At 71.8% G+C, this 17,872-nt stretch carries 15 protein-coding genes; 10 read left to right on the top strand and 5 right to left on the bottom strand.

The features are described from left to right. Positions 1 to 146 precede the first annotated feature (146 nt). Together AC0VYL_RS04610 and AC0VYL_RS04615 are read left to right on the top strand one after the other, a co-directional pair. A complete protein-coding gene (locus tag AC0VYL_RS04610; RefSeq protein WP_378747907.1) occupies positions 147 to 458 on the top strand; it encodes a DUF6401 family natural product biosynthesis protein in 312 nt (103 codons plus the stop codon). Between the two features lie 266 nt (positions 459 to 724). Beyond that, on the top strand, positions 725 to 967 hold the full coding sequence (locus tag AC0VYL_RS04615) for a hypothetical protein (RefSeq protein ID WP_475459543.1): 243 nt from the start codon (positions 725 to 727) through the stop codon (positions 965 to 967). Positions 968 to 1,049: 82 nt separating this feature from the next. Here AC0VYL_RS04615 and AC0VYL_RS04620 read toward each other — a convergent pair whose 3' ends face one another. The 3 genes from AC0VYL_RS04620 to AC0VYL_RS04630 all read right to left on the bottom strand — a co-directional run bounded on the left by AC0VYL_RS04620 (position 1,050) and on the right by AC0VYL_RS04630 (position 3,184). Then, positions 1,050 to 1,847 (bottom strand): membrane protein, encoded by a 798-nt coding sequence (locus AC0VYL_RS04620; protein WP_475459546.1) that lies wholly within the window; start codon positions 1,845 to 1,847, stop codon positions 1,050 to 1,052. A gap of 295 nt (positions 1,848 to 2,142) precedes the next feature. Beyond that, entirely contained in the window at positions 2,143 to 2,790 is a 648-nt protein-coding gene (locus AC0VYL_RS04625; protein WP_475459548.1) for a TetR/AcrR family transcriptional regulator, read from the bottom strand. A gap of 169 nt (positions 2,791 to 2,959) precedes the next feature. Then, entirely contained in the window at positions 2,960 to 3,184 is a 225-nt protein-coding gene (locus tag AC0VYL_RS04630) for a hypothetical protein (RefSeq protein WP_475482417.1), read from the bottom strand. Positions 3,185 to 3,456: 272 nt separating this feature from the next. Here AC0VYL_RS04630 and moeZ point away from each other — a divergent pair, with 272 nt between their 5' ends. The 5 genes from moeZ to AC0VYL_RS04655 all read left to right on the top strand — a co-directional run bounded on the left by moeZ (position 3,457) and on the right by AC0VYL_RS04655 (position 12,397). After that, on the top strand, positions 3,457 to 4,620 hold the full coding sequence (moeZ, locus tag AC0VYL_RS04635; RefSeq protein WP_475459552.1) for an adenylyltransferase/sulfurtransferase MoeZ: 1,164 nt from the start codon (positions 3,457 to 3,459) through the stop codon (positions 4,618 to 4,620). A 163-nt stretch (positions 4,621 to 4,783) separates the two neighbouring features. Beyond that, positions 4,784 to 5,170: an SPW repeat domain-containing protein gene (locus AC0VYL_RS04640; RefSeq protein WP_475459554.1), complete on the top strand. Its 387-nt coding sequence runs from the start codon at positions 4,784 to 4,786 to the stop codon at positions 5,168 to 5,170. Between the two features lie 42 nt (positions 5,171 to 5,212). Further along, positions 5,213 to 5,563 (top strand): MGMT family protein, encoded by a 351-nt coding sequence (locus tag AC0VYL_RS04645; RefSeq protein WP_475459557.1) that lies wholly within the window; start codon positions 5,213 to 5,215, stop codon positions 5,561 to 5,563. 86 nt (positions 5,564 to 5,649) lie between these two features. Further along, on the top strand, positions 5,650 to 8,808 hold the full coding sequence (locus AC0VYL_RS04650) for an ATP-dependent helicase (RefSeq protein ID WP_475462947.1): 3,159 nt from the start codon (positions 5,650 to 5,652) through the stop codon (positions 8,806 to 8,808). Next, the gene (locus tag AC0VYL_RS04655) at positions 8,801 to 12,397 is read left to right on the top strand and encodes a UvrD-helicase domain-containing protein (RefSeq protein WP_475482418.1); all 3,597 of its coding nucleotides are present in this window, start codon (positions 8,801 to 8,803) and stop codon (positions 12,395 to 12,397) included. Before AC0VYL_RS04650 ends, AC0VYL_RS04655 begins: the two co-directional genes overlap by 8 nt. 625 nt (positions 12,398 to 13,022) lie before the next feature. On the opposite strand, the gene AC0VYL_RS04660 is transcribed toward AC0VYL_RS04655, so the two are convergent. Beyond that, positions 13,023 to 14,294 (bottom strand): HNH endonuclease signature motif containing protein, encoded by a 1,272-nt coding sequence (locus AC0VYL_RS04660; protein ID WP_475482419.1) that lies wholly within the window; start codon positions 14,292 to 14,294, stop codon positions 13,023 to 13,025. A gap of 675 nt (positions 14,295 to 14,969) precedes the next feature. Here AC0VYL_RS04660 and AC0VYL_RS04665 point away from each other — a divergent pair. Next, positions 14,970 to 15,209 carry a hypothetical protein gene (locus tag AC0VYL_RS04665; RefSeq protein ID WP_475482420.1) on the top strand — a complete coding sequence of 80 codons (240 nt, stop codon included), beginning with the start codon at positions 14,970 to 14,972 and terminating at the stop codon, positions 15,207 to 15,209. Positions 15,210 to 15,282: 73 nt separating this feature from the next. On the opposite strand, the gene AC0VYL_RS04670 is transcribed toward AC0VYL_RS04665, so the two are convergent. Beyond that, a complete protein-coding gene (locus tag AC0VYL_RS04670) occupies positions 15,283 to 15,819 on the bottom strand; it encodes an EF-hand domain-containing protein (RefSeq protein WP_475482421.1) in 537 nt (178 codons plus the stop codon). 208 nt (positions 15,820 to 16,027) lie between these two features. Here AC0VYL_RS04670 and AC0VYL_RS04675 point away from each other — a divergent pair, with 208 nt between their 5' ends. After that, the gene (locus tag AC0VYL_RS04675; protein ID WP_475483470.1) at positions 16,028 to 17,143 is read left to right on the top strand and encodes a TIGR03364 family FAD-dependent oxidoreductase; all 1,116 of its coding nucleotides are present in this window, start codon (positions 16,028 to 16,030) and stop codon (positions 17,141 to 17,143) included. After that, positions 17,137 to 17,832, top strand: a complete 696-nt coding sequence (locus AC0VYL_RS04680; protein WP_475482422.1) for a phosphonatase-like hydrolase — start codon at positions 17,137 to 17,139, stop codon at positions 17,830 to 17,832. Before AC0VYL_RS04675 ends, AC0VYL_RS04680 begins: the two co-directional genes overlap by 7 nt. Positions 17,833 to 17,872: the final 40 nt, after the last annotated feature.

Below are 17,872 nucleotides of genomic sequence, written 5' to 3' on the forward strand. Positions count from 1 at the left end.
TGCCGCCTTCTCGGGAGTTTGACCGGGACTTGGTCCCACTTGGTCAAGAGCGGGTAATTTCCAACACATTCGTTACGATCCATTGGCTCGGCGCACATAGAGTCGATGGAGTTTCCCGTCTCCTGACCACGCGAGTAGGTACTTCCATGCCCCGTGGGACCTCCGTGCGCCACCCGCTGGCCGGACTCACCCGTGACTTCCACAAGATCGGCCCCCTCGACGCGCCGGTGCCTCCCTGGATGAGCGCTGAGCTGGACCAGCACGCCGCACAGGTGTGCGAAGGCATCGTCTCCGGCGGCGCCGAGCTCACCGCCAACACGCTCGGAACGTACCTGCACGGATTCCTCGACGGCTGCCTCGAACGCGGCTGGGACTCCGAGGACGCCAGCTATGACTGGGAGACACTCCGTATTCTCGCGATCTGCCGACTGGCGAAGGACCGTGGTTTCGTCCGCTAGGTTGGTGACGTCCGCAGGCGGGTGTGATCTGCGACGCGATTCCTCTCGCTGTCATCGCCCTTCTGGTTCTCCGGCGGAAGCCGCCTCTTGGGCGTACGCTGAATTGGCACCGGTGAACCACGACGGCCCGACCCGGATCGGCGCACCGCGCCGGTTCCAGTGGCCTGCGGAATGCAACGTGGCATTCTCGGTGTTCCAGGGGCGAGGCGGTACCCGGGCACCGTGACCGGCGGAGCGGCCCGAAGAGCCGCGAGAAAGGAAAGCGAATGAGGAGCGGTCGGCATGGGGCGGCGCGCCCACCGGTCGGCGTCCTGATCCAACAGGATCGCGTCGACTTCGCGCTTTTCGCACTGATCTTCGTCGTCGCGCTCGTGTCGATGGTGTTCACCGGTCCCAGGAGCGTCGTCTTCTGGCTGGCGTTCCTGCCGATGATCGCCACGGGCGTGCTGGCGTTCCGACGTATCGAGAGCCTGTCCCGGCAGGAGCTGCGGGACTCCGAGTTCCTGTGACGGGGCGCCGCACCGGCGGCGCACACACGACGAGGGCGAGGCCGACGGCCCCGCCCTCTACTGCTGCTCTGTTCCCTCGCGGCTACGAGGTGGGCTCACCGCCCCTCCCGCGCTGCCCCGGAAGGCTGGAGGCCTCCTCCTTGGAGCCCTCCTCCGCGGTGGCGCCGGGTCGGCCCATGGCCGCCTCGCGTCCCGCCTTGTAGCTGCTCTCGCCGCCGCTCACGCGGGCGGTCTCGCGCTCGGCCGCGTCCAGCCAGTTCGTCCAGCGGGACTGCATCGGCCGGATGAGTCCGCCTCCGACGCCGACCACCAGGATGCCGCCGATGGTGCCGAGCACCGCGACCAGCACCGGAAGGGTGACGGTCGTGGCCACGCCCATCTGGTTCAGCGCGGCGATGACACCGAGGGCCAGGACGGCCACGGCCGCCACGTTGGCCAGGAAGCGGCCGTAGGACAGCGCTCCCAGGGCACCGGTGATCAGGTCCCGGACGGCCTTGGCGATCATGGCCGCCACCACGACGATCACCAGCGCCACGATGCCGTGCGGAATCCAGGCGATGACGTCGTTGAGCAGCGTGCTGACCGGGTTCGGTCCGAAGACGTTGAACGCCAGCGTCAGCACGAACAACAGGCCGACGTAGTAGATGATCTTCCCGCCCAGCTCGCTGGCGGTCCAGCGGCTGCGCTCGAAGTACTCGCCCACGCCTCCGCGGTGCAGTGCGCGGTCCAGACCGACGCTGTGCAGGCCCTTGGCGACGCCCTTCCCCACGAACCAGGCGATGATCCAGCCCAGTACCAGGATCACCAGGAAGCCCAGCAGCAACGGCACGAAACCCGCCACCGTCTGCCAGGCGTCCATCAGGCCCTGACCGATGTCCATACGTCCTCACCCCCGAATCGTCGGTTCCGTCCGGTTGACCGGTTGCCGGTGCCGGGCGGATACGGCGAAGAGAAGCGCGTTACTTCTCAGTTCCGCGATACCCGTCGCACGATAATTGAACCGTTCCGAATGCCGGTGTCGCGTTGATTGCCCAGTCTTGGACGAGGAATGGCCATTCTGTGGTTCTTTTTCGACCGGTGATTCGGGACAATGCCGGGGCGTAATTGCGGAAAAAGAAGAACGGCCCCCGGAACACGATCGTGTTCTGGGGGCCGTGACGTGTGCGGCCCGGGGGTCAGTCCCCGGTCTCGTCCTCGTCGGCGGGCCGGGTCAGGTCCCAGCCGCTGATCCCGCGCCAGGCCAGCCGGGCCACCAGCTGCTCGGCGGCGTCCTTGGGGATCGCTCCGTGGTTGTTCAGCCAGTACCGGGCACTGGTCTCGGCCATGCCGACCAGCGCGATGCTGAGCAGGTGCGCCTCGTCGTCGGAGATGCTGGTGTCCTGGCGGATCACCTTGCCGATCAGCTCCGCGCAGCGCTGGAACGTCTGCTCGCTCTTCTCCCGGACGGCCGGGAGATTGCGCAGGTCGGACTCGAAGACCAGCCGGAACGCCTCTCCGTCGCCCGCGACGAAGTCGAAGTAGGCCTGGAAACTGGCGGTGACGCGCTGACGGTTGTCGTCGGTGCTCTCCAGCGCCTCCCGCTGCTTCTCGACCAGGGCCTCGGAGTGTTCCTCCAGAAGGGCCAGGTAGAGCTCCAGCTTCCCGGGGAAGTGCTGGTACAGGACCGGCTTGCTGACTCCCGCGCGGTCCGCGATCTCGTCCATCGCCGCGGCGTGGTAGCCGCGGGCGACGAAGACCTCCTGAGCCGCTGCCAGGAGTTGGCGGCGGCGCCGGACCCGGGGCAGTCGCGTGCCCCGGGCGCGGGCGTCTGATGGAGCTGTCACACCCACACCCTCCGAACTCGGCATTGCAGATGCACGCCGTTCACCGGACATCTGCGTGGCTGACGCTGTCGGGCCCGGCCTCGGCTCTGTGACGCGGCCCGCAGCTTTTTTCCCATCCTACTCCGGCGTAGGTTCGGTGTGGGCGGTGAGGACGGAGGGACGCCCGTGGTCAGCGGCGTTCGTCCTCGTCCTGTCCGGCCTCCCGGACCTGCTCGATCACGTCGGCCTCGTCCGCCTGGTCGAAGTTCTCCTCCGAGGCCCGTTCGGTCCAGTCCTCACGGGGTTCGCCGTCGTCCGCCTGTTCGCGCTGCTCGGCCGCGTCGGCCTCGGGCACCGCCGAGGCGGGGTCCTCCTCCACGGGGGCGGTGCGTCGGTTCCCACTGTCAGTTGCCACCGGGTCCTCCCAACATCGTCGCGGAGCGTACGAGTGACACTACCCGCGCCGGGTGTCGGGGCAAGGGGAGCCGCGCGGCCGACCGCCGCGCACCGCGTGGAATGAACCCCCGGGCCTCGGTGGTTGACGGAGGTCAGGAAGCGACGAGTACCACGCCCACCCGGGGTGGGAATGGAATACCCCACCCGTTAGGTTGGGTATAACTGCAAGCAGCTCCGCGCACCGCCCCCCAGGTGGACGCGGAGCGATCCGAACAGTCATGAGGAGTCACCGTGTCGCTGCCGCCGCTGGTCGAACCAGCCGCCGAGCTGACCGTGGACGAGGTGCGCCGCTACTCGCGCCACCTGATCATCCCCGACGTGGGCATGGACGGCCAGAAGCGCCTGAAGAACGCCAAGGTGCTGGTCGTCGGCGCGGGCGGTCTCGGTTCCCCGGCCCTGCTCTACCTGGCCGCCGCCGGTGTGGGCACGCTCGGCATCATCGACTTCGACGTCGTCGACGAGTCGAACCTCCAGCGTCAGATCATCCACGGGCAGAGCGACGTCGGCCGTCCCAAGGCGGAGTCCGCCCGGGACAGCATCAAGGACGTGAACCCCAACGTCGAGGTCATCCTGCACCAGGACCGCCTGGAGTCCGACAACGCGTTGGACATCCTCGCGGGCTACGACCTGATCCTGGACGGCACGGACAACTTCGCCACCCGGTACCTGGTCAACGACGCCGCCGTCATCCTGAACAAGCCCTACGTGTGGGGTTCGATCTACCGGTTCGACGGTCAGGTCAGCGTCTTCTGGAACGAGTACGGGCCGCAGTACCGCGACCTCTACCCGGAGCCCCCGCCGCCCGGCATGGTCCCCTCCTGCGCCGAGGGCGGCGTCCTGGGCGTGCTCTGCGCGTCCATCGGCTCGGTGATGGTCAACGAGGCGATCAAGCTCATCACCGGCATCGGTGACCCGCTGGTCGGCCGCCTGCTCATCTTCGACGCCCTGGAGATGACCTGGCGCGAGGTGAAGGTCCGCAAGGACCCGGACACCGAGCCGGTCACGGAGCTCATCGACTACGAGGCCTTCTGCGGCGCCGTGTCCGAGGAGGCCACCGAGGCCGCCTCGGGCTCCACCATCACCGCTCCGGAGCTCAAGGAGCTGCTGGACAACAAGCCCGACGAGATCTTCCTCGTGGACGTGCGCGAGAAGAACGAGTACGAGATCGTCAGCATCCCGGGCTCCACGCTCATCCCCAAGGGCGAGTTCCTCAACGGCAAGGCCTTCGAGCAGCTGCCCCAGGACAAGCGCGTGGTCCTGCACTGCAAGTCCGGCGTGCGCTCGGCGGAGGCGCTGGCCGCCGTGCAGGCCGCCGGGTTCTCCGACGCCGTGCACGTGGGCGGCGGCGTGCTGGCCTGGATCAACCAGGTCGACCCGAGCCTGCCCGAGTACTAGCGAACCGAGAGGGCGGCGCCGGAGCACCGGCGCCGCCCTTCGTGTTTCCGGGTGGAGTTTTCCCTGGCCCGAAGCCCTACCAAGTGGGATAGATGGGTACGAATCACGCACGGGGCGCGCTGTCGACCCTCGGCACCGGCCCCTGCCGCGAGGAGGTGGCGTGATGCGTGAGAAGGGACGCTGGGCGGACGTGGCCACGGTCGTCCTCGGACTCGCCGTGGGTCTGAGCTGGGTCGGGCACGGGATGTACGGCTTCTCCGGGGCGACGTTCCTCCTGGTGGGCCTGGCGGTCATCGTCATGGCCACGATGTCCCTGACCAGGCCCGGAGCGCTGGTGACCGAGCTCGGCGTGACGGCGGCCGGGGTCCTGCTGTTCGTCCTGCCGTGGGCGCTGGGCTACACCGACGTCCTGGGGGCCGCGATCACGGCGTGGGTGGGTGGCGCGATCATCGCCGCCCTGGGCGCCTACGGGCTGGTGCAGGCCCGCGCGGCGCGCAGGCGCGACCCGGAGCTGGCGTGGGGCACCCACATGAACGTCGTGTCCGAGTAGCCGACACCGACGAGTGTCGGCGGGGGTGGATAGGCTCGGCGCATGGTCGAGCCCCACCCCCGAGAACCCGGCGAGGACGAGTCGGAGCCCGTCGACGAGTACACCGAGGAGGTCCTCTCGGTGGTCGAACGGATCCCGCCGGGCCGGGTCATGAGTTACGGCGACATCGCGGAGTACGTCGGTCGGGGCGGCCCCCGGCAGGTGGGGTCGGTGATGTCCCGCTGGGGCGGGGCGGTGCCCTGGTGGCGGGTGGTGCGCTCGGACGGGCGCCCCGCCGAGGGGCACCTCGTACGTGCCCGATCCCACTACGCGGCCGAGGCCACACCGATGCGCCCGAGCGGCGACCGGGTGGACATGCGGGAAGCCCGATGGGACGGGGGAAGCGGGGCCTGACGGGGGTGCCGGGCGCCGCCGTGGCGTCCGCGATGGTCGTCGACCTCTGGTGAACTGGAGGCGTGAACACATCCCCGTACCGTCTTGTGCGGCGCGCCCACCAGGTGCTGCCGCCTCCGGTGCTGGACGAGAACCAGCAGCGCGTGGTCGACCACCCCGGCGGTCCGCTCCTGGTCCTGGCCGGTCCCGGGACCGGCAAGACCACCACCATCGTCGAGGCCGTGGTGGACCGGATCGACAACCGGGGCGTGGACCCCTCCCGCATCCTGGTGCTCACCTTCAGCCGCAAGGCCGCCCAGGAGCTGCGCGAGCGCATCACCGGCCGCCTGCGGCGCACCACCAGGGAGCCCCTCGCGCTCACCTTCCACAGCTACGCCTACGCCCTCATCCGCCGTGAGTTCCAGCGGATGGGCGACGCCCCGCCCCGTCTGCTGTCCGGGCCCGAGCAGCTCATGGAGGTCCGCGAGCTGCTGAACTGGGAGTTCCAGGACGGCGCCGAGGAGTGGCCCGAGCGGCTGCGCCCGGCCCTGGAGACACGCGGGTTCGCGGAGGAGCTGCGCGACTTCCTCATGCGCGCCCAGGAACGCGGGCTGGGCCCCGCCGAGCTGGCCCTGGCCGCCGCCGAGCGCGACCGCGACGACTGGACCGCCGCCGCCGGGTTCCTGTCCCGGATGAACGGCCGCTTCGACATCGCTCCGGTCCCCACGCTGAACTACGCCGAGCTCGTGCGGGTGGCCGCGAACATGCTCTCCGACCCCGAGGTGCAGGAGCGCGAGCGCGCCGCCCACGAGGTGGTCTTCGTCGACGAGTACCAGGACACCGACCCGGCCCAGGAGGAGCTGCTGCGGGCCCTGGCCGGGGACGGCCGCGACCTCGTCGCGGTGGGCGACCCGGACCAGTCCATCTACGGCTTCCGCGGCGCCGAGGTGGACAACATCCTCGACTTCCCGCGCCGCTTCCCCACGCTGCGGCGCGCCGACGCCCCGGTCGTGGCGCTGCGCACCTGCCGTCGCAGCGGCTCCGTCCTCCTCGCGGCCTCACGCGGCCTCACCCGCCGCCTTCCCGCCGTGGCCTCCGCTCGGGGCCGGGTCAACGCGCACCGCGACCTCGTTCCGGCCGAGGGCGTCCCGGACGGCGAGGTGCACGTCCTCATGGCGGACAGCTCCACCCAGGAGGCCGCGGTCATCGCGGACACCCTGCGCCGCGCCCACCTGGTGGACGGGGTGCCGTGGTCGGACATGGCCGTCCTGGTGCGTTCCTCCAGCCGCCAGCTCCCGGTGCTGCGCCGCGCGCTCGCCGCCGCCTCGGTGCCGGTGGTCGTGGGCTCCGACGACCTCCCGGTGGCCGCCGAGCCCATCGTCCGCCCCCTGCTCGGCCTGATCCGCCACGGCCTGCGCCCCGAGGAGCTGGACGACGACGCCGCCCGCGAGCTCCTGATGAGCCCCTTCGGGGAGGCGGACTCGGTGCGGCTGCGCCGACTGGTGCGCGCCCTGCGCCGCCTGGACCTGGACCGGGTCGCGAACGCGGAGACCGACGAGACCACCGCCGGGACCGAGGACACCGGATACCGGCCCTCCGCGCGGCTCCTCGTGGACGCCCTGCGCGACCCCGGTGAACTCACCCTGGTGGACCCCGCCGTGGCCGCCCCGGCCCTGCGCGTGGCCAACGCCCTGCGCACCGTCCGGGAGCTGGCCGCCAAGGGCGCCGACGCCGAACAGGTCCTCTGGGAGCTGTGGCGGGACAGCGGCCTCGCGGACCGCTTCATGCGCGCCAGCCTGGCCGGGGGCCGCCGGGGCGCCGCCGCCGACCGCGACCTGGACGCCGTGGTGGCGCTGTTCGAGAGCGCGGCCCGCTACTGCGACCGCCTGCCGCCGGGCACCCCGGACGGGTTCCTGGAGGACCTGGCCGCCCAGGAGATCCCCGGCGACAGCCTCGCTGAGCGCGCCCCCGAGGGCGAGGCGGTGCGCATCCTCACCGCACACCGCTCCAAGGGCCTGGAGTGGGGGCTGGTCGTCGTCGCCGGCGCCCAGGAGGGAGAGTGGCCGGACCTGCGGCTGCGCGGTTCCCTGCTCGGCGTGGAGGAGCTGGTGGACTCCGGCAGCCACGCCGCCGACTCCTTCGGCGCCGCCCTGGCCTCCAAACTCCTGGACGAGGAGCGCCGCCTGTTCTACGTGGCCCTCACCCGGGCCCGCCGCTCCCTCTACGTCACCTGCGTGGGCGGTGACGACACCGACGAACGCCCCTCCCGCTTCCTCAACGAGATGGGCCTGGGCGACCCGGAGCCGGTCAGCACCGGCCGCCGCTGGCTCTCCCTGCCCGCGCTCGTCGCGGACCTGCGCTCGGTGGTGACCGACCCCGAGGCGCCCGACCCCCTGCGCACCGCCGCCGCCGCGCACCTGGCCCGCCTGGCCGAGGAGGGCGTCCGGGGCGCCGACCCGGCGGAGTGGTACGCGCTCACCCCCTTCTCCGACGCCCGACCGCTCTCCGACCCCGAGGACACCATCCGGGTGTCCCCCTCCCAGGTGGAGAGCTTCACCAACTGCCAGCTGCGGTGGCTGCTGGAGCGCGCCGCCGGGGCCTCCTCGGGCGACTCCGCCTCCGCGCTGGGCACCGTCGTGCACGCCGTCGCCGTCCTGGTGGCGGAGGGCGGCACCGCCGAGGAGGTCGGCGCCCGCATGGACGAGATCTGGGCCGACCTCGACTTCGGCGGCCCCTGGCAGTCCGACAAGCAGCGCGACCGCGCCGACGAGATGGTCCGCAAGTTCATCACCTGGGACGCCGTCAACGACCGCGAACTGGTCGTCACCGAGGAGGGCTTCAAGGTGGACGTGGGCGGGATCGAGATCACCGGCCGCGTGGACCGCCTCGAACGCGACTCCGACGGCCGCGCCGTGGTCGTGGACATCAAGACCGGCGGCACCAAGGCCGACGACCTGGCCCGCCACCCCCAGCTCGGCGTCTACCAGATGGCCGTGCTCCGGGGCGCCTTCGCCAAGCTCGGCCTGGCCGAACCCGGCGGCGCCGCCCTCGTCCAGGTCGGCAAGGCCGCACTCAGCAAGAAGGCGCGCGAGCAGGCCCAGCCCCCGCTGGGCGAGGACCCCGACCCCGGATGGGCGCAGACCCTCGTCCGCGAGGTCGCCACCGGCATGGGCGGGTCCCGCTTCGCCGCCACCCGCAACACCGGGTGCAACGCGTGCGCCGTGCGCGCCTGCTGCCCGGTCCAGGACGAGGGCCGACATGTCTGAACCCATCCCCGGGACCCCCGCCTCCGCATCCCCCGACCCCCACAGGCCCCGCTTCAGCCCGGCCGAGCTGGCCCGGCTCCTCAAGCGCCCCGAACCCACCGCCGAGCAGGCCCAGGTCATCTCGGCGCCGCTGGAGCCCGGGGTGGTGATCGCCGGCGCGGGTTCGGGCAAGAGCGAGACCATGGCGGCCCGCGTCGTGTGGCTGGTCGCCAACGGCCACGTGCGCCCGGAACAGGTCCTCGGGCTGACCTTCACCCGCAAGGCCACCGCCGAGCTGGCCGAGCGCGTGCGCAAGCGCCTGGAGCAGCTGCGCGACACCGAGCAGTTCCCGGACGAGCTGCTGGACGGCGAGCCCACCGTCTCCACCTACAACTCCTACGCGGGACGGATCGTCGCCGACCACGCCCTGCGCGAGGCGGTCGAGCCCACGTCGCGTCTGCTCAGCGAGGGCCAGGCCTGGCAGCTGGCCGCCCGGATCGTCGGTGAGTACGACGGCCCCATGGAGCACGTGAACGTCGGCGCGGACACCGTCACCCGCCGGGTCCTCGACCTGTCCGGGCAGATCTCCGACCACCTCACCACCACCGACCAGGTGCGCGGCGTGGGCCGCTGGATCCAGGCCGGGGTGGACGCGATGTCGCGCAAACCCACCCAGCCCACCCGGGACCTGGTGGACACCCAGCGCCGCCGCGAGCAGCTGCTCCCGCTGGTGGACCGCTACGACCACGCCAAGCACGCGCGCGAGGCGATGGACTTCGGGGACCAGATGGCGTTGGCCGCCCGCATCGCCCAGAACCACGCCGAGGTCGGGCTGATCGAGCGCGGCCGGTTCCGCGTGGTGCTCCTGGACGAGTACCAGGACACCAGCCACGCCCAGCTGGTGCTGTTGCGGGCGCTGTTCGGTGAGGGGCACGCGGTGACCGCCGTGGGCGACCCCTGCCAGTCCATCTACGGGTGGCGGGGGGCGATCGCCGCCAACCTCACCAGCTTCCCCACCGACTTCCCGGTCGCGCCCGGACGCCCCGCTCCGGTCCGCCGCCTCACCTTCAGCTTCCGCAACGGTGAACGGGTCCTGCGGGTGGCCAAGCGCATCTCGGAACCGTTGCGCGCCGAGGCGGCCGACGTCCCGGTGCTGCACCCCAGCCAGGCCAGGCAGGGGCGCGGCACGGCGCGCGCGGGGCTGTTCGCCACGGAGACCGAGGAGGCCGAGTGGATCGCCGACCACGTGCGGGACCTGCTCCGTGCCGACGCCGACCGGCCGGGTGGCCAGGTGTTCGCCCCGGACGGGCTGGTGTGGCCCGAGAGCGAGTCCGGCGGGGGGCCCGACGGCGGGGTCAGCCCCGGCGACGTCGCGGTGCTGTGCCGTAAGAGGTCCCAGTTCCCGCCGCTGCGCGACGCCCTGGAGGCGCGCGGCATCCCCGTGGAGGTGGTCGGCCTGGGCGGGCTCATGCTGGTGCCCGAGGTTCGCGACATCATCGCCACCCTGCGCGTGGTGCACGACGCCTCCGCCGGGAACGAGCTCGCCCGCCTGCTCACCGGTCCGCGCTGGCGGATGGGCCCCCGTGACCTCGCGGCCCTCGGCACCCGCGCCACCGAGCTGGCCCGGCACACCCGCCGCGACCTCACCGGACCGGCAGCGGAGGAGGGGGCGCACGAGGAGTCGGAGGACCTGCTGCGCCGCACCGTCCTGGACCTCACCGCCGAGAGCGGCAGTCTCGTGGACGCCGTCGACGACCCCGGTCCCGCCGAGAACTACTCGGAGACCGCCTACGAACGCCTCGGCCGTCTCGCGGAGGAGCTGCGCACCCTGCGCAAGCTCGTGGGGCAGCCGCTGCCGGACCTGATCACCGAGATCGAGCGGATGCTGGGCCTGGACATCGAGGTGGGCGCCCGCACCAACCGCGACCCCCTCTCGGCCCGCGCCGACCTGGACGCCTTCGTGGACCACGCCGTCCGCTTCGTCGGCAACTCCGAGGACCCCACCCTGGGGAGTTTCCTCGGCTACCTCAACGCGGCCGAGGAGAACGAGAGCGCCCTCAGCCCGGGGGAGCGCGTGGGCGGCTCGGACAGCGTGAAGCTCATGACCATGCACGGCGCCAAGGGCCTGGAGTGGCCCGTGGTGATCGTGCCCGGGGTGAGCGCGGGAGCCCGCGCGCCGCTCTTCCCCGCCAAGGCCCGCGACTCCCACGCCTGGGTGAAGGCCGACCACCAGCTGCCGTACCCGCTGCGCGGCGACCGCTCCAGCCTGCCCACGTTGCGCGGGGTCGAGAAGGAGGACATCGCCGCCTTCAAGGAGGCCGAGGAGGCCCGCCACCTGATGGAGGAGCGGCGGCTGGCGTACGTGGCGGTCACCCGGGCCTCCTACGAGCTGGTGTGCACCGGTCACTGGTGGGGACGGACCGGCAGTACCCCGCGCGGGCCCTCGGAGTTCCTGGAGGAGATCCGGGAGGCCTGTGAGCAGGGCGCCGGGGGAGTGGTGCGCTGGGATCCGCCGCCGGACCCGGAGGACACCAACCCGCACGACGAGGAGGAGTCCTCGGCGGTGTGGCCGCCCGAGGACGTGCCCGCCGCCTCGGGTTCCGCCGAGCCCGCCCCGGTGCTGCTGCCGGTCCCGGCCGTGCCGGAGCCCGTGCCGGACTTCGAGTACGAGCCGGAGTACGACCCCGAGTTCGACGACGTTCCGGCGCCCGACTTCGACGCGATCGTCGAGCCCGAGCCCGACCTGGACCCGGATTCGGTACCGGAGCGCGAGCCGACCCCGGGGGAACAGCCCCCCGCCGACTCCCGCCGTGCCCAGATCCTGGCCGGTGCGGAGCTGGTCGAGCAGGCGCGTGCGCGTCTGCGTGAGGGGAAACCGGCCGGGCCGAGGAAGCCCCCCGAGGGGCTGCGCCGCAGGCTCCAGGGCTGGGAGCGCGACACCGAACTGCTGCTCGCCCACCGGGACCGGGCCGCCAAGGGTCCGGGGGAGGGGCCGGTCCAGGTGGAGCTGCCCGACCACCTGTCCGTGTCCTCCATGGTCTGGCTGGCGCGCGATCCCTCCGCGCTGGCCCGGCAGATCCGCCGACCGTTGCCGAGGCCACCCGCGCCGCACACGCGCAGGGGCACGGCCTTCCACACGTGGTTGGAACAGCGGTTCGGCCACAACGCGACGCTGCTGGACGAGTTGCCGGGGGCCGCCGACGAGACCGCCGGTGAGGACGAGGACCTGGCCGAACTCCAGCGCCGGTTCGAGGAGAGCGAGTGGGGCGCGCGGATTCCGGCCGAGGTCGAGGTGCCGTTCGAGACGGTCATCGGTGACCGGCTGATCCGTGGCCGGATGGACGCGGTGTTCCATGACGCCGAGACCGGGCGGTACGACGTCGTGGACTGGAAGACCGGTCGACCGCCGGGTAACGACGTGGAGCGTCGGGCGGTCGGCGTGCAGCTCGCCGCCTACCGTCTGGCCTGGGCCGACCTGGCCGGGGTGGAGCTGGAGGAGGTTCGCGCGGCGTTCCACTACGTGCGGGCCGGAGAGACCGTGCGCCCCGCCGACCTGCTGGACGCGGATGGACTGGCGGCCCTGATCACCAACATCCCCGAACCCGGCTGAGCGCTCGGGCGATGCCCCCGGACATGACGGAGCCCGATCCACTCGGACTGAACTGCGGCAGCGAGGGTGGGTGTGTCCCTGGGTCTGTGCCGAGCGTGTGTCGTGTCGCGGCTGGTCATTGCCCCGGACGGAACTGCGGCAGCGAGGGCGGGTGTTTCCTGGGGTCTGTGCGGAGCGTGTGTCGTGTCGCGGCCGGTCACCCGCCCCAACGGAACTACGGCGGCGAGGGTGGGTGTGTCCTCGGCCCTGTGCGGAGCGTGCATCGTGTCGCGGCCGGTCATTGCCCCGGACGGAACTGCGGCAGCGAAGGTGGGTGTGTCCCCAGCTCTGTGCGGAGCGGGCTTCGTGTCGCGGCCGGTCACCCGCCCCAACGGAACTGCGGTAGCGAGGGAGCGAGCGGGGTCGGGGTCGGTGGTCCGTAGGGCGGGACGTGCTGTCGGGGGGAGTCTTCGCGCCTGCCTGCGGGCCTGGACCCAGGCCTGTCACGCCCTGGGCGGGGACGGCCTGGGCGGGGGTGTCGGGTGTGGGCATGACGGGGTTCCTCTCACTCCAGGCACACAGAAGTGCGGTTGGGCGTGCAGAAGTGCGGTGGGGCGTGCGGGGGTAGGGGGCCGGGGTTCGGCGGTTATTCGCGGGGTGGGCGTGGTGCTGGCACCCGGCCCGGTAGGCCCGGTATTCCTGGTGGGGTGGGTGGTCGGCCCCGGTTGCGGCCAGCCCACATCCTGCGGTCCTTACGCAACCCCCACCGGTGCTTCAACCGGTTATGAGTCGAGCACAAGGGCTGGATGTTGTCGGCGCTGGTACGCCCGCCCTGCCACCACTCCACGATGTGATCGGCCTGCGTCCACTTCAACGGCACATCACACCCGTACTGCCACGCACAAGTGGTGTGCCCCAGGTACGCGGCCGCTTTGATCTGCGGGGTCGCGGTCCGGTACTCGTGCCCCACGTCCAGCACCGCACCAGTGCGGTGCTCCACCATCAGGTGCCGCACCAGACTCTCCCCCAGCAGCTCCCGCACCATGCTGGTGGGGACCACCCGCCCCTCCTGCGTGGTCGCCGGGTCCTGGCCTTCGCCCCCGGCCAGGGTGGTGGCGGGGATGAGGATGTTGATGAGCGCCGCCGGGGTGGAGGGCTTCTCACACCCCTGGTGGGTCTGGGCGTGGCCCACCGCGTTGAAGAACGCGTCATAGTCCCGCTGCGCTCGCGACAGCCCCTCTTCGGGGTGGTGCGGGTTGGCGTAACCCTCCAACACCGCTTCCAACCGCAGCGCGTCAGCGGCCGACCCCCACGCCTGGAACAGGAAACTCCCACCGAAGGTCCGTGACAGCATCGCGCCCCGCTCGGCGTGGGCGGCGTCGTGGTCGCGTTCGATCCGGTTGGGGTCGAGCCTGGCCCCCATCTGCAGGGCGGCCCTACCCAGCCCCGCCACGCAGGTGTGGGGGCGTTCCTGTTTGAAGGCGAGCAGCCCGTGTTCCATTTTCGCGCGGAACAGGTCGGGGTCGGGGTTGTCGGCGGGGTTCCTTTTCTCCACCGCCCGTTCCACCCCCGACACCACCGCGGCGGCTTCTCCGAAAGAAAGCTCACCCGCTTCCATGGCCCGCGTGGTTCCCGGGAAAGTCTCACGTATTGCGGAGCGTCCCACGGTTGCCATTTCGTTGGCCTGGGCGGCGGGAATACCGAAGGAGTGTCGTATCCACTTCGCCAGGTCGCGCTGACCGCCCTCGCCCAGAAGCTGCCCGCTGGCCTCGATACGGGCCAGGGCGGTGACCATGTGGTACTTGATCTGGTCGAGCTCTTCCCACAGGCGGGTGGCTTGGTCCAGTACCTCGCCCTCACATCCGGGCGCCAGGTCGCGGGTGAAGAAGGCGGTGGCCTGTTCCCGGGCAGCGCGCACGGCCTCTTCCACCGGGGTGGACCCGGTGGAAGAGGCGGGTGCTGCGGGAAGGAGATCCATATTCCCATAGTAGGCTAATAGCTCTTTGTGGCACTATAGCCGAGTGGCCATAAAAGCGTTCCCATTGGCCAGGAGAAATGGTCGCCCGACCATTGTGGATAACCCCAAAAAGGTCGCACGGGTGTGCTACACAAACCCTCACCCGCCCTCGCTGCCGCTTTTCGCTGCCCACCTTGACCGGCCGCGACACGAAGCCCGCTCCGCACAGACCCGGAGGAACACCCACCCTCGCCGCCGCTTTTCGTCACCCACCTTGACCGGCCGCGACACGGCCCAGCGTTCCGCGCAGCCCCGGGACCGGACCCACCTTCGCTGCCGTCTTTCCTTGACCGGCCGCGACACGGCTCACCGTTCCGCGCAGCCCCGGAGGAACACCCACCCTCGTCGCCGCTTTTCGTTGCCCACCTACCGGCCGCGACACGGCTCACCGTTCCGCGCAGCCCTGGGACCGGACCCACCTTCGCTGCCGTCTTTCCTTGACCGGCCGCGACACGGCTCACCGTTCCGCACAGGCCCAAGGACCCCCGCTTCCCTCACCGCCCCCTCCGCTGCCCGCCCGGCCCGCCGGACTGTCGCAACCCCGCTGAACAGGCGAGATCTGGTTACCTGGACCGCATGGCAACGAGCGGGAGCGAAGGCTGGACGCCGGACGCGGAGACCATCCTCTGGTGCTTCGGTCGCGCCAACCTGGACACGGTCATGTCGACGATGAGGAGCGACGCCTCCTCACGCCTTCCCGACCTCGAACCCTGGTCCGACGACACGTTGCGGACCATCGCGGACATGGCGATCGAGGCGACCCTCTTCGATCTCTTCCACCAGGCGCGGAAGGCGGGGACCCGCTTTCCGGAGTGAGGGGTGAGAGGGGACCCCGGACCAGCTCCTGCCCCGGTCAGCCGGGCGCGGACCACCTGACCGGGGCGGCGCACTAGACGACGCCGAAGACGAAGCCGCCGGGGGAGTCGATGTCGTCACCGAACAGGTACAGGCGGGCCGACTGCACGAACTCCTCGCGGCTCATGTCGCCGTCCCCGTCGGTGTCCACGTGGGCGAACCGCTTGCGGGCGTCCTCCTCCTGGGCGCCCAGGGCCTTGGCGTACACCAGGAACTCCTCCTGGCTGATGGTGCCGTCACCGTCCCCGTCCAGCAGGTCGAAGACGGCCTCCGCGACGGCCTCGGCCGTGTTCCACCGGCTCCGGTCCTCCGTGGCCTCCTGCATGGCGTCCACGAACTGCTCGCGGTTCAGGCGCACCTCGGCGGAGGTCCGCACCAGCGTGCCCCACAGGGACTCGTACGCCTCCTGGATCGCGACGGCCCTGGGCGCCGACGCCTCCATGCCGTAGCCGGACAGGTACCGGTTCACGAGCCTCTGGTAGTCCGCCCAGGTCACGGCCTGGTCGCCGTCGGTGTCCAGGGTGTCGAAGAGGTCACCGAACCTGGCGGCGATCTGGGGGTTGTTGCTCACGCGGGCCTCCTGTGCGAGTGGGCGGGCCTTTCCCGCCCCTTGACTCAGAGTCCCGGTCAGCGTAGAAGGTTCCCTGTTCACACGGGGTGTTCACGCGGAAACCGTCCCTCGCCCCGCCGGTCGGGACAGAGTTCGGGGCCGGTTCACCCGCGCTTCCCCGCCGGGAACCGGCCCCTCCACCCGCGCCCGCCACGCTCGGGGCATGAGAGTGATCATCGTCGGCGCCGGGGTACTCGGCACCATGCACGCCTGGCAGGCCGTCTCCCGGGGCCATGAGGTCGTCCACATCGAACGCGAGGCCGCGGCCCGGGGCGCCTCCGTCCGCAACTTCGGCCTGGTGTGGGTCAGCGGCCGCTCCTCCGGACCGGAACTGGAGACCGCGCTGCGGGCCCGGGAACTGTGGGAGGGGATCGCTGAGCGCGTCCCCGACCTGGGCTTCCGCCCTTCGGGTTCGCTCACCGCCGTGACCACCGACGCCGAGCTGGCCGTGGCCGAGGCCGCGGCCCGGGGCCCTGAGGCGGAGCGGCGAGGGTTCGCACTGCTCACTGCCGACCGTGTCCGCGAGGTCAACCCGGCCCTGCGCGGGGACCTCCTCGGCGGCCTGTGGTGCCGCCGCGACGCCCAGGTCGAGCCCCGAGTGGCCCAGCGCGCCCTCCAGGCTGAGCTCGCCCGCAGCGGTCGGTACACCCTGCTCACCGGCCGGGAGGTCCGGGACCTCCCCGCGCCCGGGGCCGTTCGCGACGACCACGGCGAGGTCCACCACGGAGACCAGGTCGTGCTCTGCACCGGCGCCTGGCTCGGCGGCCTGGTCCGCGAACTCGCGCCCGACCTGCCCGTGCGCCGGGTCCGACTCCAGATGATGCAGACCGCCCCGCTGGACGCGGCCCTCACCACCTCGGTGGCCGACGCCGACAGCTTCCGCTACTACCCGGCCTACCGGGGCGCGGAGCTGGACGCCCTCAACGACGGGCAGCCCCAGCCGCCCACCGCCCGCGACCACGGCACGCAGCTGCTCATGGTCCAGCGCGCGGACGGCTCCCTCACGATCGGGGACACCCACGAGTACGCACACCCCTTCTCCTTCGACACCGTCGAGGACCCCTACGAACACCTCGCCGGGGTGGCCGAACGCCTCCTCGGCCGCCCGGTCCCGCCAGTCCGCCGCCGCTGGGCCGGGGTCTACGCCCAGTGCGTCGACACCGCGCGCGTCGTCCACCGCGCCCCCGTCGCCGACTCCGCGTGGCTGGTCACCGGGCCCGGCGGCCGGGGCATGACCTGCGCCCCCGCCCTGGCCGAGACCACCGCGGACCAACTGGAATGGTGACCATGACCGAGAACCCCGTCCGCACCGAACTGGTCGTGCTGGACATGGCCGGGACCACCGTCGCCGACGACGGCCTGGTCGAGCGCGCCTTCCGCGCCGCCCTGCCGGACTTCACCGAGTCCGACCTCGCGCACGTGCGCGCCACCATGGGCGAATCCAAGATCACCGTGTTCCGCCACCTCAGCGGCGGCGACGAGGAGCGCGCCCGGGACGCCAACACCGCCTTCGAGACCGCGTACGCCGACCTGGTGGACCGGGGCCACTGCGCCCCCCTGCCCGGAGCGGAGCGGACCCTGCGCCGTCTGCGCGAAGAGGGCCGCGTCGTCGCTCTGACCACCGGGTTCGCCCGCGACACCCAGGACCGGATCCTCGCGGCCCTCGGCTGGCGGGACCTGGTGGACCACACCCTGTGCCCGTCGGACGTGGGCGGGCGGGGCCGCCCCCACCCGGACATGGTCCTGGCCGCCGTCCTGCGCGCCGGGGTCTCCTCGGTGGCGGCGGTGGCCGTGGCCGGTGACACCGCCTCGGACGTGCGCACGGGGCTCAGTGCCGGGGCCGGACTCGTCGCGGGGGTCCTGACCGGCGCCCACGACGCCGACACCCTGCGCGCGGCCGGGGCCACCCACGTGCTGGACTCCGTCGCCGCCCTGCCGGACCTGCTCACCGAGCGCGAGGCCGCCCGGGGCTGATCCCGGCCCCGGACACGCGGCGCCCCCGCACCGTCGTCGC

This window comes from Nocardiopsis sp. iso_238 (assembly GCF_056173325.1).